This is a genomic window from Streptomyces sp. NPDC037242 (assembly GCF_055604165.1).
This window is the reverse complement of sequence record NZ_JBVJUY010000014.1, coordinates 36,390-59,512: the sequence shown is the minus strand read 5'-3', so window position 1 is coordinate 59,512 and position 23,123 is coordinate 36,390. Positions and strand designations below refer to the sequence as shown.

Annotated in this window: 18 protein-coding genes, 1 pseudogene and 1 riboswitch; of the genes and pseudogenes, 5 read left to right on the top strand and 14 right to left on the bottom strand. The window is 72.2% G+C overall.

Features of this window, described 5'->3' with window-relative positions; genetic code table 11:
• Positions 1 to 12: 12 nt before the first annotated feature.
• From asnB to ACZ7GJ_RS18460, 7 genes are all read right to left on the bottom strand, one after another.
• Complete coding sequence (asnB, locus tag ACZ7GJ_RS18490; RefSeq protein ID WP_470752923.1) at positions 13 to 1,947, bottom strand: asparagine synthase (glutamine-hydrolyzing); 1,935 nt, start codon at positions 1,945 to 1,947, stop codon at positions 13 to 15.
• Positions 1,948 to 1,950: 3 nt separating this feature from the next.
• Positions 1,951 to 3,474, bottom strand: coding sequence for a Wzz/FepE/Etk N-terminal domain-containing protein (locus ACZ7GJ_RS18485; protein ID WP_470752919.1), 1,524 nt, complete (start codon positions 3,472 to 3,474; stop codon positions 1,951 to 1,953).
• Positions 3,471 to 4,841, bottom strand: coding sequence for a Wzz/FepE/Etk N-terminal domain-containing protein (locus tag ACZ7GJ_RS18480; protein ID WP_470752918.1), 1,371 nt, complete (start codon positions 4,839 to 4,841; stop codon positions 3,471 to 3,473). The genes ACZ7GJ_RS18485 and ACZ7GJ_RS18480 overlap by 4 nt, the downstream gene beginning before the upstream one ends.
• A complete protein-coding gene (locus ACZ7GJ_RS18475) occupies positions 4,838 to 6,103 on the bottom strand; it encodes a glycosyltransferase family 4 protein (RefSeq protein ID WP_470752915.1) in 1,266 nt (421 codons plus the stop codon). The genes ACZ7GJ_RS18480 and ACZ7GJ_RS18475 overlap by 4 nt, the downstream gene beginning before the upstream one ends.
• Positions 6,093 to 7,415, bottom strand: coding sequence for a nucleotide sugar dehydrogenase (locus ACZ7GJ_RS18470; protein ID WP_470752913.1), 1,323 nt, complete (start codon positions 7,413 to 7,415; stop codon positions 6,093 to 6,095). Before ACZ7GJ_RS18470 ends, ACZ7GJ_RS18475 begins: the two co-directional genes overlap by 11 nt.
• 73 nt (positions 7,416 to 7,488) lie before the next feature.
• On the bottom strand, positions 7,489 to 8,970 hold the full coding sequence (locus ACZ7GJ_RS18465) for a sugar transferase (protein ID WP_470752911.1): 1,482 nt from the start codon (positions 8,968 to 8,970) through the stop codon (positions 7,489 to 7,491).
• A 601-nt stretch (positions 8,971 to 9,571) separates the two neighbouring features.
• Positions 9,572 to 10,987: a short-chain fatty acyl-CoA regulator family protein gene (locus tag ACZ7GJ_RS18460; protein ID WP_470752909.1), complete on the bottom strand. Its 1,416-nt coding sequence runs from the start codon at positions 10,985 to 10,987 to the stop codon at positions 9,572 to 9,574.
• Between the two features lie 338 nt (positions 10,988 to 11,325).
• On the opposite strand from ACZ7GJ_RS18460, the gene aceA reads away from it, so the two are divergent.
• The 4 genes from aceA (at position 11,326) to metE (ending at position 18,171) form a co-directional block, all read left to right on the top strand.
• Positions 11,326 to 12,612, top strand: a complete 1,287-nt coding sequence (aceA, locus tag ACZ7GJ_RS18455) for an isocitrate lyase (RefSeq protein WP_470752907.1) — start codon at positions 11,326 to 11,328, stop codon at positions 12,610 to 12,612.
• A 212-nt stretch (positions 12,613 to 12,824) separates the two neighbouring features.
• Positions 12,825 to 14,429 (top strand): malate synthase A, encoded by a 1,605-nt coding sequence (aceB, locus tag ACZ7GJ_RS18450; protein WP_470752906.1) that lies wholly within the window; start codon positions 12,825 to 12,827, stop codon positions 14,427 to 14,429.
• Complete coding sequence (locus tag ACZ7GJ_RS18445) at positions 14,426 to 15,310, top strand: 3-hydroxybutyryl-CoA dehydrogenase (protein WP_470752905.1); 885 nt, start codon at positions 14,426 to 14,428, stop codon at positions 15,308 to 15,310. Before aceB ends, ACZ7GJ_RS18445 begins: the two co-directional genes overlap by 4 nt.
• A 144-nt stretch (positions 15,311 to 15,454) precedes the next feature.
• A riboswitch (cobalamin riboswitch) is annotated at positions 15,455 to 15,680 on the top strand.
• 166 nt (positions 15,681 to 15,846) lie between these two features.
• Entirely contained in the window at positions 15,847 to 18,171 is a 2,325-nt protein-coding gene (metE, locus tag ACZ7GJ_RS18440) for a 5-methyltetrahydropteroyltriglutamate--homocysteine S-methyltransferase (RefSeq protein WP_470752903.1), read from the top strand.
• 186 nt (positions 18,172 to 18,357) lie between these two features.
• On the opposite strand, the gene ACZ7GJ_RS18435 is transcribed toward metE, so the two are convergent.
• The 3 genes and pseudogenes from ACZ7GJ_RS18435 to ACZ7GJ_RS18425 form a co-directional block, all read right to left on the bottom strand.
• Entirely contained in the window at positions 18,358 to 19,185 is an 828-nt protein-coding gene (locus ACZ7GJ_RS18435) for a CbtA family protein (RefSeq protein WP_470752902.1), read from the bottom strand.
• Between the two features lie 14 nt (positions 19,186 to 19,199).
• The gene (locus ACZ7GJ_RS18430; RefSeq protein WP_470752900.1) at positions 19,200 to 19,427 is read right to left on the bottom strand and encodes a CbtB domain-containing protein; all 228 of its coding nucleotides are present in this window, start codon (positions 19,425 to 19,427) and stop codon (positions 19,200 to 19,202) included.
• Positions 19,428 to 19,684: 257 nt separating this feature from the next.
• A pseudogene (locus tag ACZ7GJ_RS18425) lies at positions 19,685 to 20,008 on the bottom strand (nitrilase-related carbon-nitrogen hydrolase); the annotation flags it as partial.
• On the opposite strand from ACZ7GJ_RS18425, the gene ACZ7GJ_RS18420 reads away from it, so the two are divergent.
• Positions 19,985 to 20,425, top strand: coding sequence for a substrate-binding domain-containing protein (locus tag ACZ7GJ_RS18420; RefSeq protein WP_470753116.1), 441 nt, complete (start codon positions 19,985 to 19,987; stop codon positions 20,423 to 20,425). The pseudogene ACZ7GJ_RS18425 and the gene ACZ7GJ_RS18420 overlap by 24 nt on opposite strands.
• On the opposite strand, the gene ACZ7GJ_RS18415 is transcribed toward ACZ7GJ_RS18420, so the two are convergent.
• The 4 genes from ACZ7GJ_RS18415 to ACZ7GJ_RS18400 all read right to left on the bottom strand — a co-directional run bounded on the left by ACZ7GJ_RS18415 (position 20,414) and on the right by ACZ7GJ_RS18400 (position 23,115).
• The gene (locus ACZ7GJ_RS18415; RefSeq protein WP_470752899.1) at positions 20,414 to 20,899 is read right to left on the bottom strand and encodes a hypothetical protein; all 486 of its coding nucleotides are present in this window, start codon (positions 20,897 to 20,899) and stop codon (positions 20,414 to 20,416) included. The genes ACZ7GJ_RS18420 and ACZ7GJ_RS18415 overlap by 12 nt on opposite strands.
• Before the next feature lie 189 nt (positions 20,900 to 21,088).
• Positions 21,089 to 21,370, bottom strand: a complete 282-nt coding sequence (locus tag ACZ7GJ_RS18410; RefSeq protein ID WP_470752898.1) for a hypothetical protein — start codon at positions 21,368 to 21,370, stop codon at positions 21,089 to 21,091.
• 144 nt (positions 21,371 to 21,514) lie between these two features.
• Positions 21,515 to 22,936 (bottom strand): amidase, encoded by a 1,422-nt coding sequence (locus ACZ7GJ_RS18405; RefSeq protein WP_470752896.1) that lies wholly within the window; start codon positions 22,934 to 22,936, stop codon positions 21,515 to 21,517.
• On the bottom strand, positions 22,933 to 23,115 hold the full coding sequence (locus ACZ7GJ_RS18400) for a hypothetical protein (protein ID WP_470752895.1): 183 nt from the start codon (positions 23,113 to 23,115) through the stop codon (positions 22,933 to 22,935). Before ACZ7GJ_RS18400 ends, ACZ7GJ_RS18405 begins: the two co-directional genes overlap by 4 nt.
• Positions 23,116 to 23,123 lie beyond the last annotated feature (8 nt).

Below are 23,123 nucleotides of genomic sequence, written 5' to 3'. Positions count from 1 at the left end.
CCTCCGAATTTCCTAAGCCGTTAACCGAGTGCTCTGGCCGGACCCGGAGGTCGCGTTGCGATACCAGTACTCGAGGGTCAGCACATGCCACAGATGCTTGGAGAAGTCCCGCTGTCCGGCGGCGTCCTCGGCGACCATGCGCGCCAGCGCGTCGCGGCGCAGGAGCCCGGACCGGACGAGTACGCCGTCGTGCACCACCTCGCGCACCAGCGGAGCCAGGTCCCGGCTCATCCAGGCGCGCAGCGGGGCGCTGAACAGGCCCTTCGGCCGGTAGACGATCTCCCGGGGCAGGATCGAGGTGGCCGCCTCCTTGAGGACCGCCTTGCCCTGCCGTCCGACGATCTTGCGATCGCCGGGCACGGCGAACGCCGCCTTGACCACCTCGACGTCCACGTACGGCACCCGCACCTCGGTCGACGCGGCCATGCTGGAGCGGTCGGTGTACGCGAGGTTCAGGCCCGGCAGGAACATCCGGGCGTCGCCCAGGCACATGCGGTTGACGAAGTCGTCGAGGTCGTTGTCCTGGTAGATGTCCGCGTGCTCGGTCAGTACGTCCTCGACCGTCCCGGCCAGGTCCGGATCGACCAGGGCGAGCAGCTCGTCCTGGTCGTACATGGTGTAGCTGCGCCGGAACGCGGTCTCCTCCGGCAGGTCGGCGAAGGACAGGAACCGCTTCGCGAACCGTACCGAACGGTACCCCCGGCGGGCCGTGGCGACCGGCAGCCGGTCCACGGCCCTGGACAGGCCGCGCCGCAGGGGCCGCGGGACGCGCTGGTAGCGCAGCGCGAGCAGGTTGGCCAGGTGCTTGCGGTACCCGGCGAACAGCTCGTCGGCGCCCATCCCCGAGAGCATCACCTTGACCCCGGCCTCCCGGGCGGCCGAGCAGATCAGGAACGTGTTGATCGCGGCGGGGTCGCCGATCGGCTCGTCCAGGTGGTAGGTCATCTGCGGCAACAGGTCGAGCACGTTCGGAGCGATCTCGATCTCGTGCAGGTCGACGCCGAACCGCTCGGCCACCTGCCGGGCATAGCGCAGGTCGTCCGGCATCGCCTCGAACTTGGCGTCCTCGGCGCGGAACCCGATCGTGTAGGCGGAGATCCCGGGATGGTCGCGGGCCGCCAGCGCGGTCAGGTAGCTGGAGTCGAGCCCGCCCGAGAGGAAGGTCGCCACGGGTACGTCCGAGAGCAGGTGCCGGCGGGTCGACTCCTCGACGATGGCGGCCAGGTCCGGCCGCTCGCCGCTGCGGGCCCGGTCCCGGCCCTCGGCGGCGACGTCCCGGAGGTTCCAGAACCGGCCGCGCTCCACCCGGCCGTCGGGGCGGCACCGCAGCCAGCTCCCCGGCGGCAGCTTCTCGGCCTCGCGGAACGCGCACCGCGAGTCCGGCACCCAGTAGTACAGCAGCGAGGCCACCAGCGCCGCGTGGTCCACCTCCAGCGACCCGCCGGTGGCGGCGGCGAGCGCCTTGAGCTCGGAGGCGAACACCAGGCCTTCGCCGCGCCGCAGCAGGAACAGCGGCTTGATGCCGAGCTGGTCGCGGGCGAGCACCAGCTCACCGGTCCGCTCGTCGAAGATCCCGAACGCGAACATGCCGCGCAGCCGGGGCAGGCAGTCCGTGCCCCAGCGCCGCCAGGCCTCCAGCAGCACCTCCGTGTCGGAGGTGCCGCGGAAGCGCACCCCGGAGGCGGCCAGCTCGGCGCGCAGCTCGGGAGCGTTGTACAGCTCGCCGTTGTACGTCAGGACGAGGCCGTCCGAGACCATCGGCTGGGCGCCGGTCTCGGACAGGTCGATGATGGCCAGCCGGCGGTGCCCGAGCTGCACTTCACCGTCACCGACGGGATGGCCGTACCGGCCCGCCCCGTCCGGACCGCGATGGGCGAGGGTGTCGGTGAGCCGGTCGGTGACGACCTTCCCGTCCGGCCATCGGTAGGTACCTGCGATGCCACACATGTGCTACTGCGCCTCCTGGTCGCTGTCCGGTACCCGCGCCGCCCATGTCGGCAGTCGCTCCGCCCGCCGCCGGCCCGTCCCGTTCTGCCGGGCCGACGGCTCGTTCTGGCCGCGCGTCGCGCCGTGCGGCCCGTCCCACAGCGTGCCGTCGGTCCGGTCACGCGGATCGGGGTCGATCAGCACCGCACCGATCACCGCGATGCGCTGGTCCGCGAGTTGCCGCGCCACGGTGTGCAGCCATGCGGCGCTGCCGTGCCCTGCGCGTACGACGAGCACGGTGCGGGTGCCGAGGTACTGGAGGTCGGTCCACGCGGCGCCGGGCGCCACCGAGCCGACGCCGAGCCGGCGCCCCTGGTCCGACGCGGCCGAGGCATCCTCGCCGCTGACCACGGCCGGGTCTCCCGGCTTCGGGCGGCGGCGGTTGGCGAGCTGCATGCCGGGCAGCGCGTCGACGATGACCACCGGCCCCTCCGCCCCCAGCGCCCCGGCGAGGTCCAGGGCGATCGCGCCCGTACTGCGCGCACAGCCCAGTTCCAGCAGCGACACCGGTTCCGAGGAGCCGCGCACGGTCCGGGTCAGGGACGCGGTGAGCCGTTCGCGTTCCGCCCGGACCCGTCGGCGCTGCCACAGCCGTGGTGCCCGGAGGGGCAGCTCCGCGATGACCGAGACGCCGAGGTTCGCCGCGATGTCGCGACGCAGCACGGGGCGGTCCGCCACCACCGTGCCGATCGCGGCCACCGCGAGCCCGAGGACGAGCCCGAGGACCAGCCCGATCGCGGCGTTGGTGGCAGCGGTCCTGGGCAGGGAGTGCCGCAGCGCGCGCGGTGCGTCCACGATCTGCGTGCCGGCGATGAGCTGGGGCGTGCCGACGCGGGCCTCCGCGGCACGCTGGCCGAAATCGGCGATCCGCGCGGTGAGTTCGGCGCGGCGGGCGAAGAGCGACTCCGTGTTCGCCGACGCCTTCGGCCCGGTCTCCCGCGCTCCGTCCCCGATCGCCTTGTTGACCTGGGCGAGCTCGTCCTGCATGCGGTCACGCTGCTCGAGCAGGGTCTTGGCCTGGGCGTCCGCGGCTTCCTGTATCCGCTTCACATGGTCCGCGACGAACGCATCGGCCAGCGCCTTGCCGCGGGCCACCGCCTCGGTGTCGCTGTCACCGCTCACCGTGATCTGCAACAGGTTGTTGGTCAGGCCGATGCCCGCGTAGTCCTTCATGAAGTCCTCGGGTTTTTCCGAGGACTTGAGGGACTGCAGGGCGTTGCCGGCGATCCGCGTCGTCTGCAACAGCGCGACATCGGTGCGGATCAGCGTTCCGGGGTCGTTCGGCTGGTCCGCCTGATGCGCCACCAGCACCTTGGTCACCGCGGTCGGCGGCGGTGGCAGCAGGACCGCCACGGCCGCGCCGAGGAGGAGCCCCAACAGCGCCATGGAGGACCAGAGCCGGCGGCGCCTGCGCACCGCGACCACCAGCGCCTGGAGGTCCAGCAGCGGAGCCGCTGCCGTGGGCTCCGAAGTCGTACGCGTCGTCACACCGAACCCCGCCTCGAGTCGTCGCCAACCGCGAGCGCCGGCGTGACGGCATCCAGGGGACGGCCGGCGGACCGCGTCGGACGGGCCCGGACCGTGCCGGCGAGGACGGCGCCGACCATCTCGTACTCGGCGTCCGCACAGGCCTCGGCGATGCCGGCGAGCTCCCCGGCGGTCCAGCTCCCCGCGCTGAGCACCAGCAGGGCACCGGACTCGTCCTCGCGGTCCGGCACCATCGGCCGGGACACCGAAACCTCCACCACCCGCAGCACGGAAGGATCTCCCCCCGCCTCGGTGACGAGCTGCCCGGCGGCCCGGCGGGCGGTCTCGTCGCCGTCCGGGACGAGGACCAGCAGCCGCCGGGGCGCAGGCAGCCGGTCCCGCAGCCGGGCGCAGACCCGCCGGTAGCGGAGCTGCCTGCTGGCCTCGTCGCCCGAGGTCCGCGGGGCCGGCACGTCCCAGCGGACGTCGGTGCCCAGCAGCCGGCGGATCCGGGCCCGCAGGCCGCGGCCCTCCGGCCGGTGCGCCAGCCGTTCACCGGGTACGTCGACGGTACCCAGCAGCGGTGCGCCCAGCGCCGCGGCGATCTCCCGGTCGGTGCGCAGCCGGCGGCTCATCCGCGCGGCGGTGAGATGGCCGATGACCGCGAGCAGGAAGGACAACAGTGCCCCGGCGACGATGAGCTGGACGGCTGTCGGCGGTGCCTCGCCGGCCGGCCGGGCCGCCGGCCCCATGACGACCATGTTGGCCTTCTCGGTGGCCGGGTCGACCTGCTCCAGCTTGTTGACGGCCTCCTGCAGCGCGGTACGCAGCTTCGTGAGCTCGGTGCGGGTCTGCACGCTCTCCACGGTCTGCCCCGCACCGGCCGCATCGGCCAGCTCGGTGATGCGGCGGCTGGTCTGCACCACCAGCTGCCGCAGTGCCTCGGGCCCCGCCGCCGTGTCGGGGTCGTTGTTGTCGCCCGCGATCCGTGCGGCGAACGTGACGAACTGCCGGGCCACCTGGTCGGAGAGCTGCTGTGCGCGCTCCGGGGTGTCGGCCGTGCCCGAGATCTTGATGATGTTCCCGTCGGAAGCCTTGGCGCTCACCTGGTCCCGCAGTTCGCTGCCGCGGACTCCGGGCCAGCCGATGGTGGCGGCCACCCGGTCGACCACCACCGAACTGGTCGCGATCTCCGCCTGCGTCAGCAGCTCGCGCTCCTCCCACGCCCCCGGCAGCAGTACCGAAGCCGACGTCGTGTAGCGCGGCGGGAACAGCAGGGAGGTGCCGTAGCCGACGAGCGCACCCACCAGGGTGAGGATGGTCAGGAGCCGCCAGCGCCGGCGGATAATCCGCCCGATCGTGACCAGGCGTATCGTGTCATCGCTCAACGACGCGGCCTCCGCCTTGCCCGGTCCGGGTCGCCCGCCGCCACCGGAGCCCGGTCACGGCAGGCAGCGGCGTAGGCGGCGAGCAGCGACGCCTGCGAGTTCCGCCAGGACAGCGGCCCGCTGATGCGCTCCTGGCCGATCTTGCCCATCTGGGCCCGCTTCTCCGGATCGTCGAGCAGCAGCGCGATGAGCCGGGCGAACTCGGACTCGTCGTTGGCGGGTGCGTAGACGGCGGCGTCACCGGCGGAGACCCGCGCCTCCCGGAGGTCGAAGGAGACGATGGGCCGCCCCATCACCATGTACTCCAGGACCTTGTTCATGGTCGACACGTCGTTGAGCGGATTGCGCGGGTCGGGGGAGAGGCACACGTCCGCGGTGGACAGGTAGCGCACCAGGTCGGCGTCCGGGATGCGCCCGGTGAACTGAACCTGCTCCGAGAGCCCGAGCTGCCGGGACAGCTCCACCATCGCGTCGAAGGTGTCGCCGCCGCCGACGAACACCGCGTGCCAGTCGGTCCGCCCGAGCTCGTCACGCAGCTTCGCCAGGGCCCGCAAGGCGTAGTCGACGCCGTCCTGCGGACCCATGACACCGAGGTAGCACAGCAGATGGGGCTTGCCGCGCTTCAGCTCCTGCTCGGGCTCCACCGGCTGGAACCGGTCGGTGTCGGGCGCACTGCGCACCACGAAGACGTCCTCCGGCCGCCGGCCGCCACGGCTCATCGCGACGTCCCGGTAGCTCTCGTTCGTGGCGAGCACGACGTCCGCGGTGCGGTAGGTCAGCCGCTCCAGCGCGCACACGGCGCGGTAGAGCAGGTCCTTGCCGCGGTCGAACCGGGAGAGGTACAGCTCGGGCACCAGGTCGTGCTGGTCGAAGACGAACCGCGCCCCGCGCCGCTTCAGCCACAGCGAGGGCAGGAATAGCAGGTCCGGAGGGTTGCAGGCGTGGACCACGTCGACCGGTCCCACCTTGCGGGCCAGCCGGAACGTGTGCCACAACGCCGTCCCGTACTCCTGCAGGAACCCGGCCGGCCCTCCGGTGGCCGCGCGCAGCGGGTAGCGGTGGATCCGCACCCCGTCGATCACCGCCTCCGGTTCCGTGTCCCGCTTCTCCCCCTGGGGGCAGATGACGTGCACCGTCCAGCCAGCGTCGCGCAGGGTCGTGCACTCCTGCCACACCCGCCGGTCGAAGGGCACCGACAGGTTCTCCACCAGGATCAGCGCGCGGCGGCCGAGGCCGTCGCCGCTGTTCGCGTTACCAAGCAAGGCCCATGTATCCCGGTTCGGCCCGGCGCGCCTCGGCGTCGGGAAGGCGGATGAGGTCGACGATCAGCGGACCGTCGCCGTGGGGCAGGGGCAGCGCGGAGAGCACGTCCGGATCCCCGGTCCCGACGAGGCACACCTCGGCATGCGCGAGCACCTCGTCCACGGACTCCGCGAGGAGCTTCGCGAGGTGCGGCAGCCGCGTTTCGACGTACTCGCGGTTCGCGCCGAGCAGTCGGGAGAGGTTGACGTTGGGGTCGTAGATCCGCAGGTCGTAGCCCTTGCCGAAGAGCCGCTCGGCCAGCTCGACGAGCGGGCTCTCGCGCAGGTCGTCGGTGCCGGGTTTGAAGGACAGCCCGAACAGGCCCACCCGGCGCTTGCCGGTGCGCTCGACCAACTCCACGGCGCGTTGCAGGTGTTCGGAGTTGGAGGGCAGTACGTGGGCGAGGATCGGCACCGATACGTCGGCCTGCCGCGCGGCGTGCACCAGGCTGCGCAGGTCCTTGGGCAGGCAGGAGCCGCCGAAGGCGAAGCCGGGCCGCAGGTAGGCGGGGCTGATGTTGAGTTTGCGGTCGGCCAGGAACACGTCCATCACCTGGTGCGAGTCCACACCGAGCGCCTGGCACACGGCGCCCAGCTCGTTCGCGAAGCCGATCTTGAGGCCGTGGAACGCGTTGTCCGCGTACTTGATCGCCTCGGCCGTCGGGACCGGCACCCGGAACACCTCGCCGGGCAGTCCCTCGTACAGCGCCGCCACCACGTCGCCGTCGGCCGCGGCGAGCTGGCCGATGACCGTCTTGGGCGGGTCGAAGAAGTCCCGCACGCTGGTGCCCTCCCGGAGGAACTCCGGGTTGACCGCGACGCCGAAGTCCACCCCGGCCGTGCCGCCGATGTACTTCTCCAGGATCGGTACCAGCAGGTTCAGGCAGGTGCCCGGGAGCATGGTGCTGCGGAACACGACGGTCTGGCGCCCACCCCGCTCGGCGACCGCGGCGCCGATCTGCTCGGTGACCCGTTCCAAGTACGTCGTGCACAGGCTGCCGTTGGGCTCCGAGGGCGTGCCCACGCAGACCAGCGACACCTCGCTGTTCATGATCGCTTCGCGGACGTCGGCGGTGGCGCGCAACGCCCCGGTCCGCACGACCTCGGCGATGAGCTCGCCGATCCGCTCCTCGACCACCGGGGCCTTGCCTTCGTTGACCAGGTCGACCTTCACCTGGTTCACGTCCACCCCGATGACCTCATGGCCCAAGCTGGCCAGGCACGCGGCCGACACGCAGCCCACGTAGCCGAGCCCTAAGACACTGACCCTCATGAACCGTTCCTCCCCCCAGACAGGCCCTGTTGGCCTGCTGTCCGCGAGCTGACCGGACTGCACCCTGCGCGCATCAGTAGGCACCCTGCCCTTGGAGCACCGCACGGAAGGTCTTCCACAAAATCACCATGTCCAGGGCGAGCGACCAGTCCTCCACGTACTTCAGATCGAGCCGGACCGCCTCCTCCCACGGCAGGTCACTGCGGCCGCTGACCTGCCACAGGCCGGTGAGCCCCGGCTTGACCAGCAGGCGCCGCCGGATGTCGGGGCCGTACGCGGCGGACTCCTCCGGCAGCGGAGGCCGCGGGCCGACGAGCGACATCGATCCCGTGAGTACGTTGAAGAGCTGAGGGAGTTCGTCGATCGAGTACCGGCGCAGTACGGCTCCCACCCGGGTCACCCGCGGATCCCGGCGGAGCTTGAACAGCAGGCCGGCGCCCTCGTTGAGCTCGGCCAGTTCGGCACGTGCCCCGTCGGCCCCCGGGACCATGGTGCGGAACTTGAGCAGGGTGAACTCGTGGCCGTCCTTGCCTACCCTGCGCTGGCGGTAGAAGGCTCCGCCGCGGCTGTCCGCCAGTACGAGCAGTCCGACGAACACCATCAGCGGCGCGAACAGCAGCAGCAGGACCGCCGCGCCCAGCCGGTCGACGACCCTTTTGACGGCTCGGCGGCCCCCGGTGAAGGTCGGCATGCTGACCCGCAGCAGCGGGATCCCGAGTACGGCGTCGATGTGCAGCCGCGGGCCGGCCACCTCCATCAGCACCGGGGCCACGACCATTTCGGCGTCGCTGCCTTCGAGGTTCCAAGCCAGCCGTTGCAGCCGGTTCGGCGACCAGTGCGGGTCCGGTGTGACCGCGACGACGCGGTAGCCGTCGCGGTGGACGTGGCCCGCTACCTCCGTCAGCCGGCCGACGACCGGTACGCCGTCCAGTTGGTCGCCGTCGGGCCCGAGACCGTCCGTCGTGCACACCGCGTCCACCCGCCAGCCGAGCTGGGGGAACTTGCGGGTCCGGGTGATCAGGTCGTGCAGGGTGGTCAGGCTCCCGGCGGCGAGCACCGGTCGCAGGCACCGTCCTGCCTTGCGCTGTTTGTGCAGCCAGAGGCGCAGCAGATACCGCGCCGTCATGGTGATGAGTGCGATCGCGGGGATCGCGACGAAGATCCAGAGCCTGATGTTGCGCGAGGTGAGGGCTATCCCGCCGAGTGCGAGGACGACGGTCGCCGCGAACAGTGAGCGTCCGAGCCTGCGGAATTCCTCGGCGCCGCCCTGGCCGAGTACCGCCGGAGCCCACGACCGGCTCACCGCAAGCGCCCCCAGCACCAGTAACTCGGTGCCGAATGCGAGGATTCCCCACTTCTCGTGCCAGTTGGCCGCGTCCCTGGACCCGAAGAAGACGCCGATCGCCGCCACCACGAAGGCGGTGGCCACGGTGTCACTGGTGATGACGGTCCGGCGGTACCGCTGTTCCCAGTCGATCGCGGGCCGGCTCATCGTCCCGTTCGCAGGCCGCCCGCGCGCCGCCGGAAACGGGTTGACTAATTCCCTCTGCTGCACAGGACCCCCCCAGGCCACCAGTGGTTCGGAGTGTTCGCCTCACACTGTTTCTCCATCGGGAGGCCCCACCCCCCGCATGGCACATACCGGCTACTGCAGCGCTACTTGAACACCGACCCAGGCGGCAGCGGTCCCGGACGTGCTGTCGGAGCGCCGAGGCACGCAGGAGCCCGTCGGAAATGCGGATGTTCCACTCGCCCCCCCGGGCTCAGGAATTGCTTGCTCACTTGAACGTTCGGTGCAGAGGATGCGACCGCTTGATGTACGTAGCGCCAAACCTATAGATCATTATTTGTCGCCTTGTGTCCAAGCATCTGAGGCATGGGTCAATCTAGAGCATCGGGGCCCGTCCGGTGAGGGGATGTGTGCAATTTGCGCTCAAGTTGCGAAGGCGGATCCGTCGGCGGGTGCCGGCCCGCGGGTGCCCCTGCGATGGCGGTATGCCTCGTGACCTGTGACGACGGTCGTTCTCGGGGCTGTCGGCGCCGCCGAATCGGTGGCCTCCGGCACGGCCGCCCGGGCCGCGCCGAACAATCGTTCCCGGCGCATCCGCGGATCGCGGAGGCGGCGCGGAACCGGCGCCGCTCCCTGCGGGGCCGGTTCAGACCGGGCGGGCCCGCGGAGGGGCGGTGACGGGGTAGGGGATGAAGGTGCTGCTGTTCTCGTCGACGGCCAGGGCGCGGCCGAGCGGCGGGACGGCCCGCTGGGGGCAGTCGAGGCGTTCGCAGAGCCGGCAGCCCATGCCGATGGGCGTGGCCGCGGCGGTGTTGTCCAGGTCGAGGCCGTCGGCGTACACGAGCCGGGACGCGTGGCGGATCTCGCAGCCCAGGCCGATCGCGAAGGTCTTGCCGGGCTCGCCCCAGCCGCCGCGGTGGCGGGTGACGGCGCGGGCCGTCCACAAGTACCGCTGCCCGTCGGGCATCGCGGCGACCTGGACGTGGATACGGCCGGGCGCGGCGAAGGCCTCGTACACGTTCCACAGCGGGCAGGTGCCGCCCGCGCGGGAGAAGTGGAATCCGGTGGCGGACTGCCGCTTCGACATGTTCCCTGCCCGGTCCACACGGACGAAGGAGAAGGGCACCCCGCGCAGCCTGGGGCGTTGGAGCGTGCTGAGGCGGTGGCAGACCGTCTCGTAGCCGAGGCCGAAGTGGTCCGTGAGCCGCTCGATGTCGTAGCGGAACTCCTCCGATGCCGTGTGGAAGGCCGGGTACGGGAGGATCAGCGCGGCCGCGAAGTAGTTGGCGATGCCGATGCGGGCCAGAGCGCGGGCGGGGGAGTCGGGCGGGAAGTCCTCCGCGGCGAGCCGGTCGAGCTCCTGCCCGTACTCGGTCAGGGCGAGCTGGGTGGCCATCCGGAAGGCCTGCTGTCCCGGGCGGAGGCGGTTCGACAGGTGGAGGGTCCGAGTGCCGGCGTCGTAGTGGTGCAGCCGGTCGGACTCGGTGGTGATGCGGATGCCGTGCCGGTCGGTGAGGCGGCGGGTCAGGGCGCGGACCACGTCCCCGGGACGGATGCCGATCTCCCGGGCCAGTGCCTCCGCGGCGAGGTCCGTGTCGTGGAGGTAGTTCTGGCGGCGGTAGAAGAACTCGCGGATCTCCTCGTGCGGTGAGCGCGGAGCGTCGGCCACCGCGTCTCGCCCGTCGGCGGCGTCGGTGAGCCGCTCGGCCAGCAGTTGGCTCCGCCGGCCGAGGTCCAGCAGTACGGATGCGACCGCCGGCATCCGGGTGGCCAGCTCCGCCAGATCGGAGGGGGAGACGCGGTTCTCGGCCACCTGCTGGGCGAGTGCCTCGCGCAGGTCCGCGACCATGCGGCTGGTGTCGCGCTCCGCGAAGAAGCCCGGGTCCACCCCGAAGGCCTCGGTGAGCCGCAGCAGCACCGGCACGGTGAGCGGGCGCGAGTCGTGCTCCATCTGGTTCAGGTAGCTGGGGGAGATGCCAAGAACCCTCGCCAGATCGGCCTGGGTCATGCGGCGTTCCTCACGCAGCCTGCGCAGCCGCGCCCCCGCGTACGTCTTGCTCACCGGACTCCTCCACCGTTGGACGGGCCCGGCCAGCATAGGGCCCCCGCGCCGCCTTGAGACCTTCGCAAGCTTGGCAAATCCGGCCTCGAAGATTCGCAAAGCTTGGCACATACACCTCCTTGATGGCACCAAGTGCCAGTGCCAGAGTCAGTCCTGTGGCCAGCCGGAACCGGCAGCATTGCTCAGCTCCGGCCCGCGGGCGAGTTCGGCGGGCCGCACTTTCTGCGCAGGTTGTGCAGGTTACTGAGGCACGGCGTGCCAATGCCCAGACGGCTGATGGCCGGGCATTGGCAGGACCAGCAACAAGCGACGAACGACGGATGGAAACGGTGACGGTCATGGCACAGGCGAACACGACGGCAGCGGCCGAGAAGCTGGCGCAGCGGTGGGCGGACGACCCGCGGTGGTCGGGCATCGAGCGCACCTACACGGCCGAGGACGTGGTCCGGCTGTCCGGCAGCATCCGCGAGGAGCACACCCTGGCCCGGCGCGGCGCCGAGCGGCTGTGGCGCCAGCTCCACGAACAGGATTACATCCACGCGCTCGGCGCGCTCACCGGCGGCCAGGCCGTCCAGCAGGTGCGCGCCGGCCTCCAGGCGATCTACCTCTCGGGCTGGCAGGTCGCCGCCGACGCCAACCAGGCCGGGCACACCTACCCCGACCAGTCCCTCTACCCGGTCAACTCGGTCCCGCAGGTGGTCCGCCGGATCAACAACGCGCTGCTGCGCGCCGACCAGATCGCCACGGCCGAGGGCGGCAGCGACACGACCGACTGGCTCGCTCCGATCGTCGCCGACGCGGAGGCCGGCTTCGGCGGCCCGCTGAACGCCTTCGAGCTGACCAAGGCGATGATCGCGGCCGGCGCCGCCGGCATCCACTACGAGGACCAGCTCGCCTCCGAGAAGAAGTGCGGCCACCTCGGCGGCAAGGTCCTCGTCCCCACCTCCCAGCACATCCGCACCCTGAACGCGGCCCGCCTCGCCGCCGACATCGCCGACACCCCGACCGTGATCATCGCGCGTACGGACGCCCTCGCCGCCAACCTCCTGACCAGCGACGTCGACGAGCGCGACGCCCGGTTCACGACGGGCGAGCGCACCGCGGAGGGCTTCTACCGCGTACAGAACGGCATGGCCCCGGTCATCGCCCGCGGCCTCGCCTACGCCCCGTACGCCGACCTCATCTGGGTCGAGACCGGCACCCCGGACCTGGAGCAGGCCCGCGAGTTCGCCGAGGCGATCCACGCGCAGTACCCGGACCAGATGCTGGCCTACAACTGCTCGCCGTCCTTCAACTGGAAGGCCGCCCTGGACGACGACCAGATCGCCAAGTTCCAGCGCGAGCTGGGCGCGATGGGCTACCGCTTCCAGTTCATCACGCTCGCCGGGTTCCACTCCCTCAACCACGGCATGTTCGACCTCGCCCGCGGCTACGCCGAGCACGGCATGACCGCCTACGTCGACCTCCAGGAGCGGGAGTTCGCCGCGCAGGCGCAGGGCTTCACCGCCGTCAAGCACCAACGCGAGGTCGGCACCGGGTACTTCGACCTGGTCTCCACCGCCGTCAACCCCGCCTCCTCCACCACCGCGCTCTCCGGCTCCACCGAGGAAGAGCAGTTCCACTAGGTCGTGTCGTCAAAGTCCCGTCTGGCCGGCGGGGCCCGGCACGCACGCTCCGCCGGCCCCGCCCTTCGGGCGGCCGACGCCACTTTGACGACACTCCCCAGAAGTCCCGCCCAGGTCCTGCCGCTTGCCGTCCAACGGCGCCCGGGGTTCCTTCCCGACCCGGGCGCCCCGCCCCCGGGCGCCCGCCGCCCCGTGCCGAGGAGAAGAACCGCATGTCATTCACGCCCCCGACCAGCAGTGTCCGGGTCCTCGGCGCGCCGGGTGAGCGCCACGAGGAGATCCTGACCCCCGAGGCCCTGGAGTTCCTCGGCCGACTCGACGGCGCGTTCGCCGGCCGCCGCCTGGAGATCCTCAAGGAGCGCCGCCGCCGCTGCGCCCACCTGGCCTCCGGATCGCCCCTCGACTTCTCCCGCGCCACCGCGGCCGTCCGTAACGACACCGGCTGGCGGGTCGCGGAGCCCGCCCCCGGGCTCACCGACCGCAGGGTCGAGATCACCGGCCCGCCGGAGCGCCGCATGGCGGTCAACGCCCTCAACTCCGGCGCCCGGGTGTGGATGGCGGACTTCGAGGACGCGACGGCCCCCACCTGGGGCAACGTCATCGACGGCCAGCTGAACCTGCTCGATGCCATCGAGCGCCGCATCGACTTCACCACCCCCGAGGGCAAGGAGTACCGACTCGGCCCGGACCTCGCCACGATCATGGTGCGCCCGCGGGGATGGCACCTCCTCGAAGAGCACCTGGAGATCGACGGCCGCCCCGTCCCAGCATCGCTGGTCGACTTCGGGCTGTACTTCTTCCACTGCGCCCAGCGCCAGATCGACGCCGGCCACGGCCCGTACTTCTACCTCCCCAAGCTGGAGAACCGGTACGAGGCCCGCCTGTGGAACGACATCTTCCTGTACGCCCAGGACCTCCTCGGCATTGCCCGCGGCACGGTCCGCGCGACCGTGCTCATCGAGACGATCACGGCGGCCTTCGAGATGGAGGAGATCCTCTACGAGCTGCGCGAGCACAGCGCGGGCCTGAACGCGGGCCGCTGGGACTACCTCTTCAGCCTGATCAAGAACTTCGGCCACCGCACCGACTTCCAGCTCCCGGACCGGGCCGCGGTCACCATGACCGCCCCCTTCATGCGGGCCTACACGGAGCTCCTCGTACGGACCTGCCACCGGCGCGGGGCCCACGCCATCGGCGGGATGGCCGCCCACGTCCCGAGCCGGGACGCGGAGGCCAACACCGCGGCCCTGGCGAAGGTGCGGCTCGACAAGGAGCGGGAGGCCGAGGACGGCTTCGACGGCTCCTGGGTCGCGCACCCCGGGCTCGTCCCCGTCTGCCGGGAGGTCTTCGGCAACGTCCTGGGGGACCGGCCCCACCAGCTGGAGCGGACGCGTGAGGACGTCGAGGTGACCGCCGCCGATCTGCTGTCCGTCCGCCGGATCGCCGCCCCGCCGAGCTCCGAGGGCATCCGCTCCAACGTGGCCGTCGCCCTGCGCTACTTCGACGCCTGGCTGCGCGGCAGCGGCGCCGTAGCGCTGAACGGCCTCATGGAGGATGCCGCGACCGCGGAGATCGCCCGCGTCCAGATCTGGCAGTGGCTCCGACACGACCGGGTGGACCGGGGCACCGTCATCGACCTCCTCGACGCCGAATGCGCCGCCCTGCAAGCCGAGGACCCGCAGGCCCTCGTCCTCGAAGCGCGCGAGGTCTTCGTGGACACGGCACTGTCGGTCCAGCTCCCCGCCTTCTTCACGCCCGAGGCCTACACCCGCCACCTCGTCCGCACCGCCACCCTCACCGCGCAGGTGAACGCGTGAACGCCGCGGTACGGCCGAGCCCCATCCGGCGCGTCGGCATCGTCGGCGGGGGACAGATGGGCGCCGGCATCGCCGAGGTGTGCGCCCGGGCCGGCCTGGACACCGTCGTCGCCGAGTCGGACGCCGCCGCCGCTCGCGCCGCCCGGGAGCGGATCGCCGTCTCCCTGGAGCGCGCCGTCCAGCGGGGCAGGCTGGACCGGATCTCCGCGGAGGACGCGCTGGCCCGACTGCTGTTCACCGGGGACCTGGAGGACCTCGCCGACCGCCAGCTGGTCATCGAGGCGGTCACCGAGAACCCCGACGTCAAGACCGAGATCTTCACCGCTCTCGACAAGATCGTCGCGGACCCCGGTGCCGTCCTCGCCACGAACACCTCCGCGATCCCGATCATGCGCCTGGGCATGGCGACCGGACGCGCCGACAGGGTGGTGGGCCTGCACTTCTTCAACCCCGTGCCCGTACTGCCGCTCGTCGAGGTCGTGTCCTCCCTCCACACGTCGGCGGACACCCTCGCCGCCGTGGAGGCCTTCGCCGGGGACACCCTGGGCAAGACCACGATCCGTTCCCAGGACCGGGCCGGATTCGTCGTCAACGCCCTGCTCATCCCCTACCTGCTGTCGGCCATCCGGATGGCCGAATCCGGGTTCGCACGTGCTGAAGACGTCGACGCCGGCATGGAACTGGGCTGCGCCCACCCGATGGGTCCGCTCAAGCTAGCCGACCTCATCGGCCTGGACACGGTCGCGGCCATCGCGGAATCCCTCTACGAGGAGTTCAAGGAACCGCTCTACGCCCCGCCCCCGCTGCTCCAGCGGATGGTGCAGGCCGGGCTGCTGGGCCGCAAGAGCGGCCGCGGGTTCCACACCTACGGCCGGGGCTGAGGGGCCCCGGCAGGTCTCCGGGCCGAGGGTGCCCGGAGGTGCGCGGGAACGGTGGGGTACGGCGAGTGGTGTCGCCGTGCCCCACCGAGCGTGCGTGCGGGCCGCGTTGACACCCCTCCCGGCGGGGAGCGCGGGACATCCCCTAAGGTGGCCGGTGCAGCTGGTTCGCCCCGTCCGCCAGGCGGGATGCGTCGTAAGAGGGAACCCGGTGGGAATCCGGGACTGCCCCGCAGCGGTGAGCGGGAACGACCGCCGTCATACGCACTGGGACCGGACAACGGTCCTGGGAAGCGACGGCCAGTAGGTGCCCGCCGGGAGACCGGCAGGCGTGCCCGCGAGTCCGAAGACCTGCCCGTTGCCCGCACGCGACCGTTCGCGTGCGGACATCCCGGTGACCTCGTGGGCGGGTCGGCGTACACAGCGAGCGGCAGACGCGGGCTTCGGCTCCGCGCCACGGGCCGCCCGCCGCGTCGTTCCTTCGCGTCCACGTCCCGTCGCCGGGGCGTTCCTGGACACATCTCGCGAAGGAGAGTTCCGTGACAGCCAAGCCCGCAGCCGCGGCAGCACGAGCCACCGTGTACGGCTACCCCCGCCAGGGCCAGAACCGCGAACTGAAGAAGGCCGTCGAGGGCTACTGGAAGGGCCGGGTCACCGCCGACGCCCTCCGGGAGACCGCGGCCGCACTGCGCCGTTCCAACTGGCAGCAGCTGGCCGAGGCCGGCATCACCGAAGTCCCGACCGGCGACTTCTCGTACTACGACCACGTCCTGGACACCAGTGCCATGGTCGGCGCCGTCCCCGAGCGGCACCGCGCGGCCGTCGCCGCCGACGCGCTCGACGGCTACTTCGCGATGGCGCGCGGCACCCGGGACGCCGCCCCGCTGGAGATGACCAAGTGGTTCGACACCAACTACCACTACCTGGTCCCCGAGCTCGGCCCCGACACCGTCTTCACCGCCGACCCGGCCAAGCAGGTCGCCGAGCTGGAGGAGGCCCTCGCGCTCGGCCACACCGCCCGCCCCGTGCTCGTCGGCCCGATCACCTACCTGCTGCTGGCCAAGCCGGCTCCCGGCGTGGCGGCGGACTTCGAACCGCTGGCGCTGCTGGACCGGCTGCTCCCCGTCTACGCCGAGGTCCTCGCGGCCCTGCGGGCCGCCGGGGCGCAGTGGGTGCAGCTCGACGAGCCCGCCCTGGTGCAGGACCGCACCCCGGCCGAGCTGAAGGCCGCCGCCCGCGCCTACCGCGACCTCGGCGCCCTGACCGACCGCCCCAAGCTGCTCGTCGCCTCGTACTTCGGCCGGCTCGGCCAGGCCCTCCAGGTGCTCGCCGCCTCCCCCGTCGAGGGCCTGGCGCTCGACTTCACCGAGGCGGGCGGCGCCAACCCGGAGGACCTCGCAGCGGTCGGCGGGCTGCCGGGCAAGCGGCTGGTGGCCGGTGTCGTCAACGGCCGCAACATCTGGATCAACGACTTCGAGAAGTCGCTGGCCACCCTCGGCACTCTCCTGGGCCTCGCCGACCGGGTGGACGTCGCCGCGTCCTGCTCCCTCCTGCACGTTCCGCTCGACGCCGGCGCCGAGCGGGACATCGATCCGCAGGTCCGCCGCTGGCTCTCCTTCGCCCGGCAGAAGACCCGGGAGATCTCCGTCCTGGCCCGAGGACTGACCGGGGGCACGGACTCCATCGCGCCCGAACTCGCCGCGAACCGGGCCGACCTGGCCTCCCGCGCCGCATCCGCCCTCACCCACGACCGGGCCGTCCGGGCCCGCACCGCGGCCGTCACCGACGCCGACGGCCGCCGCTCCCAGCCGTACGCCGACCGGGCCGCCGCCCAGCGGGCGCACCTGGGCCTGCCGCTGCTGCCGACCACGACCATCGGCTCCTTCCCGCAGACCGACGAACTGCGCGCGGCCCGCGCCGACCTGCGCGCCGGGCGCATCGGCACGGCGGGCTACGAGGCACGCATCAAGGGCGAGATCGAGGAAGTGGTCTCCTTCCAGGAGAAGACCGGCATCGACGTCCTCGTCCACGGCGAGCCCGAACGCAACGACATGGTGCAGTACTTCGCCGAGCAGCTGACCGGCTACCTGGCCACCCAGCACGGCTGGGTCCAGTCCTACGGCACCCGCTACGTCCGCCCGCCGGTCCTGGCGGGGGACATCTCCCGCCCCCAGCCGATGACCGTCCGCTGGACCTCCTACGCCCAGTCCCTGACGGCCAAGCCGGTCAAGGGCATGCTGACCGGCCCCGTCACCATGCTGGCCTGGTCCTTCGTACGCGACGACCAGCCGCTCGGCGAGACCGCCCGCCAGGTGGCGCTCGCCCTGCGCGACGAGGTGGGCGACCTGGAGGCGGCCGGGACCCGGGTGATCCAGGTCGACGAGCCGGCCCTGCGCGAGACGCTGCCGCTGCGCGGCGCCGACCACGCGCAGTACCTGGCATGGGCCACCGAGTCCTTCAGGCTCACCACCAGCGGGGTCCGGCCGGACACCCAGATCCACACGCACATGTGCTACGCCGAGTTCGGCGACATCGTCCAGGCCATCGACGACCTCGACGCCGACGTCATCAGCCTGGAAGCCGCCCGCTCGCACATGCAGGTCGCCCGAGAACTCGCCGCCCACGGCTACCCGCGCGAGGCGGGCCCCGGCGTCTGGGACATCCACTCCCCGCGCGTCCCCAGCACCGAGGAGGCGGCCGCTCTGCTGCGCACCGGCCTGGAAGCCATTCCGGCCGAGCGGCTGTGGGTCAACCCCGACTGCGGACTGAAGACCCGTGGTTGGGCAGAGACCCGCGCTTCCCTGGAGAACCTCGTCGCCGCCGCCCGCGAGGTCCGCTCCGCCCTCACGGCCGACGGCGTCTGACCCGCGGACGGGGGGGGGGGGGGGGGGGGGGGGGGGGGGGGGGGGGGGGGGGAGGGGGGGGGGGGGGGGGGGGGGGGGGGGTTTCGCCCCTCCCCCCCGCCCCCCCCGCCACCACACGGCCGCTTGCCCCGCCCCACCCCCCCCCCCCCCCCCCCCCCCCCGGACCGGCTGCGCTGTCGCGCGGAGTCAGCCGACGGCCGACACCGTGCGCGGCTCGGGCGCCTGCGTCCCGGCAGCATCGGTGCGGTGGGCCAGCAGTCGCTGCGCGAGGAGGCCGAAGACGACCCCGAACACGACCCACAGCACCATCTGGACGGAGATGGACGCGACCCGGAACTCCCACAGCAGGGCTGCGGGGAACTCGGGCTTCACGGCATCGCTGTTGTCCGGAAGGACGAGGAAGGCCAGCGCGGTGGCGAGGACGAAGCCCGCCCCGGCGGCCAACGTCGCGTTCCAGTTGCCCAGTCGCGGGGCGAGCCGCCGACCCAGGATGATCGCGCCGACGCCGAGCAGGACGCTGAGCAGGATCATCAGGAAGAACAGCGTGGTGCGCTGCCCGATGGTGTCCGGGTTGCCGACCGCCGGCGGGGTGGCCGGGTACTTCAGGAACGGCACCAGATAGGCGGTGGCGAAGGCGGCCGCCGCGGTGAGCGCCGCCGTGGCCCGGGGGCTGAAGCGCCCGACGCGGCCCAGCGCGAAGGAGAACGCGAGGGAGGCGATGCCGCCCAGCGCGACCCCGTAGACGAGGACGCCGGTGGCGAGGCCGGCCGTGGACTGCACGGGCCGGCTGACGAGTTCCTCCTCTTCCTCGGCGGCGGGGGCGGCCTCGCCGCCGTGACCGGCGTGGCCGGCCGCGGGAGCGGCTTCCTTGGCGGCCGCGGCCTCTTCGACGGCGATGGACCCCCGTACCGGGGGCTCACCGACCACGTAGGCGACGGCGAAGGCGAACAGTCCGGCGATCAGGCCCGCGAGCATGCCGCGGACCAGGAGACCTCTGACAGTGGAGGCGTACATGGTGCGTGAGCCTCTCAGTGGCAGGGGAAGCCGAGCAGATGACGTCCGTCGTGCACCCACTCGTGCACGCCCTCGCCGGAGAACACGGCGGTGGCGCCCTGCTCCGCGCCGACGAAGTACAGGGCCACCAGCATCAGCAGGCCGACGAAGACCGCCCAGGGCAGGACCGCCCGGACGGGCAGCGGAGCTGAGGGCGAGACGGCGGATGCGGGTATGGCAGCGGAAACGACGGCCTCGGCCATGGGTGGAACCTCCTCGGGGAACAACGCGTCCCATACGGTGGTACAGGACGACGGTCCTCGGGTCTGACTCGCCGCGGCCGGCGCTCCCGGGAGGAGCGCCGTCGCAGCACACAGTGGCGCGACCATGCCGGATTCACACCGGACTTCCGTCTCGCCGTCGTCGCTATATGTCGATGTCGCCGTGACGCTACAGCCCGCGCACTGCTGGACCAAGCGGATGAGTCCCTGATCACATGCGGTGCGCGCCGCGTCGGGCCTCAACGGGGCGCGGTCAGCGGTGCGTACGCGTCGGGGCGCCGGGTGCCGGGTGCCGAGGAACGGGAACAGTTCCGTCAGTCCCGGCGCGCGTCCAGGTCGAGGTCGGCCACCAGTACGGCGGCCTCGTCGCGCGGGGCTCGGGCCAGGACCCGGCCGTAGGGGTCGGCGATGAAGGAACTGCCGTAGAAGGTGAGGCCGTTCTCGGAGCCGATGCGGTTCGGGACGACCATGAAGGTGGCGTTGGCGGCGGCGTTGCCGGTGATCACGCGCTGCCAGATCGGCTCGGTGTCGAAGCCGGGGTGGCCGGGCTCGGAGCCGAACGCACCGTCCCCTTCGCCGCGACCCCCGCCGAGGCCGGCGAGCGCACCCGCACCCTGCTGGCCGCCGACCCGGCCGTGGACGCGGTGATCTGCGCCCCCGACGGGGCGGCCCCCGGCGTGCTGCGGGCCGCTACCGCGCTCGGCCGGAGCGTCGGCCGCGATTTCCTGCTCGCCTCGTGCGCGGGCGGCGTCGCCGCCCGGAGCAGCGCCCCGCCGATCACCGCGATCGACCTCCGCCCGGCAGAGTACGGCAGGGCCTGCGCCGGCCTCCTGGGCGACGTGCTCGCCGGCCGCGCCCCGTCCGGCACGGCTCGCCGCCACGACTGGCTGCTCGAAACGCGCGCCTCCACGGGGAGCGGCCACTTTGACGACACTCCCCAGGAGGTGTCTCGCGGCGATGCGGTCCGGTCAGGCAGCTGATCGGCGACGGGTCTCCTCCAGCCACTCCTCCACCACATCGCGGCACTCGTCCAGGGCGGGATCGCGAGTCCCGTCGGGCGCGTAGGCAGGAGACCGGTCCGCGGTCAGCCGCATGGTGGCGCCGTACCAGGCCCGCTCCGCGCCCGCCTGCTCCGCCGCCGTGCCCGTCCGCAGATAGTCGAGCAGCGCCGCCATGACCCGGCGGCGGCCGAAGGCGTACAGCGCGGGTTGGACGAACCAGCAGCAGAAGCTCGCGTCCGGGTCGTAGACGGAGGCGGCCATCAACGGGGCGAAGAGCTCTTCGGGCAGGTGGGGGCGTTCCAGCAGGGGCCGGCGCACGGCAAAGGCCAGGCGCCGTGCGCGGTCGGCCTCCGGTGCGTCGGCCGCGTCCTCGATGCCCGCCAGCCGGGCCACCTCGACGGCGGCCGACAGGAACGAGCGGCCGTCTGCCCGGTCGTGCTCTTCTTCGGTCATGGCGGCATTCTGGAACGGCCCCGGCCGGGTTGTCACTTGGTCCAGATGTCCAGCAGTTCGTTCGCCGCGCGGAAATGGTCGGGGGCGTCCGCGTTGCACACCACCGTGACCGCGGTGTTCCGGTCCGGGCTCACCTTGAAGGTGCTGTGGAACTGCTCCCAGTCGCCACCGCCGGGGACAGGATCATGTTCAGCCCCAGCGGGGTGAAGAACTGATCAGTCCGCGGTCCTTGTTCAGACCGGAACCGACCGGGAAGGGGATGTCGTCGAAGGTGTCGGCCCCCGGGCCGCCCGCCATGAACACGAGGGGATCCGCGGCGGGTTTCGCCGTAGCCGACTTGATGACGGCCAGGGCCAGCTTGATGGTCCGGCCGTTGGGGGCGGCGCGGTTCTCGGGGACCTCCAGGAATCCGCATCGTGCCGCGCCCAGCGCTTCGATCGGCTCGGGAGTCTTGGGGCAGGGCCCGGGCACGAACCGTGCCGGAGCCGCCGGGCCAAGCCGCAGCGGTGTGGGCGGAACGCACGCACTTCGACCGTAACCCCGGGTGCGGGCGCCCGCACTCCGCCAGTCGGCGACTGGGTGTAGGACGCAATCACATGGCGGACGGCCGGGCTGTCAGAGGTTCGGGTCCTGGATACGCCGGAACGGGCGGTCCGCCTCCAGCTCGAACGCGATCTCCAGCAGCTTGCGTTCGGCGCCGGGGCGGCCGGAGAACATCACGCCGACGGGCAGCCCGTCCGGCGCCGCGCTCGCCGTGGGCACCGAGATCGACGGGGTGCCGACGACGTTGTCGACCGGCGTGAACGCCACGTACGCGAGGATCCGCTCGATCAGCGCCGCATAGGGAACCGTCGGGCTGAGGTGGCCGATCCGCGGCGTGGTGTGGGCGAGCACGGGCGTCAGTACGAGATCGAGCCCGCGGAACCCCGCCGCGTACGCCTCCCTCGTACGCCTCAGCCTGCGCAGCACGCCGGGAGTACGACGCCAGTTCCGCAGGTACTCCTCGCGCAGCCCCCGGCTGAGGCCGTCCATGCGGCGCCGGTCGAAATCCGGACCGAGGGTCCGGCCGGTGGCGCCGATGAGGAAGGACAGCATCCCCCAGTACGTGAGGAAGTCGTCGGTGAAACTCGGATCCATGGCCAACTCCACCGGCTCCACGGTGTGGCCGAGGCGTTCCAGAGTTGCCACGGTCTGCATGACCGCAGCCCGGGTGGCGGTGTCGGAGCGGACGCCGTTCGGCGAGTCCAGCAGGAACCCGATGCGCAGCCGTCGCCCCGAGGGGCCTTCGACCAGGCCCAGTGGCGGCAGCTTGGGGCTCTGCCAATACGTTTCGGCGGAGGCGAGGAACGCGGCGGCGTCCCGCACGGACCGGCTCACGATTCCGTCGGAGACGATGTCAAGCGGCAGTTGACGGCTCTGGGCGTTCGCCACGACCCGGCCGCGGGTCGGCTTGAGGCCTACGAGTCCGCAGCAGGCGGCCGGTATCCGGATCGAGCCGCCGCCGTCGTTGGCGTGCGCGATCGGCACCGCCCCGGCGGCGACGAGCGCCGCGCTGCCGCCCGAGGAACCGCCGGCGGAGTAGCCCGTGTGCCACGGGTTGCGAACCGGTTCGGCGCCCTCGTACTCGGTGGTCGGACTGAACCCGAACTCGGGCAGCCGGGTCTTGCCCAGTACGGTGACGCCGCTGCTGAGGAACTGCCGGGCGAAGGGTGCGTGGCGCCGGGCCGCCCGGGGCCGGAAGGCCGCGCTGCCGTGGCCCGTGGGCAGCCCCTGGTAGTCGGTGTTGTCCTTGACGAAGGTCGGCACCCCGGCGAAGGCGCCGCCCGCCCCGGCAGCGGGCGCGGGGGCCTCGACGTACGCCTGGACCGCGCCCAGCCGCTCCTCGACCGCCCGTACCCGCTCCCGCGCGTCCCGGGCGGCCTCGGCGGCGGAGACCTCGCCGCACCGGATCGTCGCGGCGAGGCCGACGGCGTCGTGCTCTCCCAGGGCGTCGTCCCGGAAGGCGTGCACCATGGCCCGTTCCTCGAAAGTCGTCACCGCTGCTCAGCCCCCCGCTGTGTGATGGTGCCGCCATCATTCCTTACCGCCGGGTAACAGGCGAGAGGGCTGGACGGCCGCTGCACTAGGTGGTCGCCGAGGGCCCCGCGCGGGGTGACCCGGACCCGCAGTACCAGCTCCCTGCCGGCGGCGTCGACGCGCTGGACGGTGGCCCCCACGTCCACCC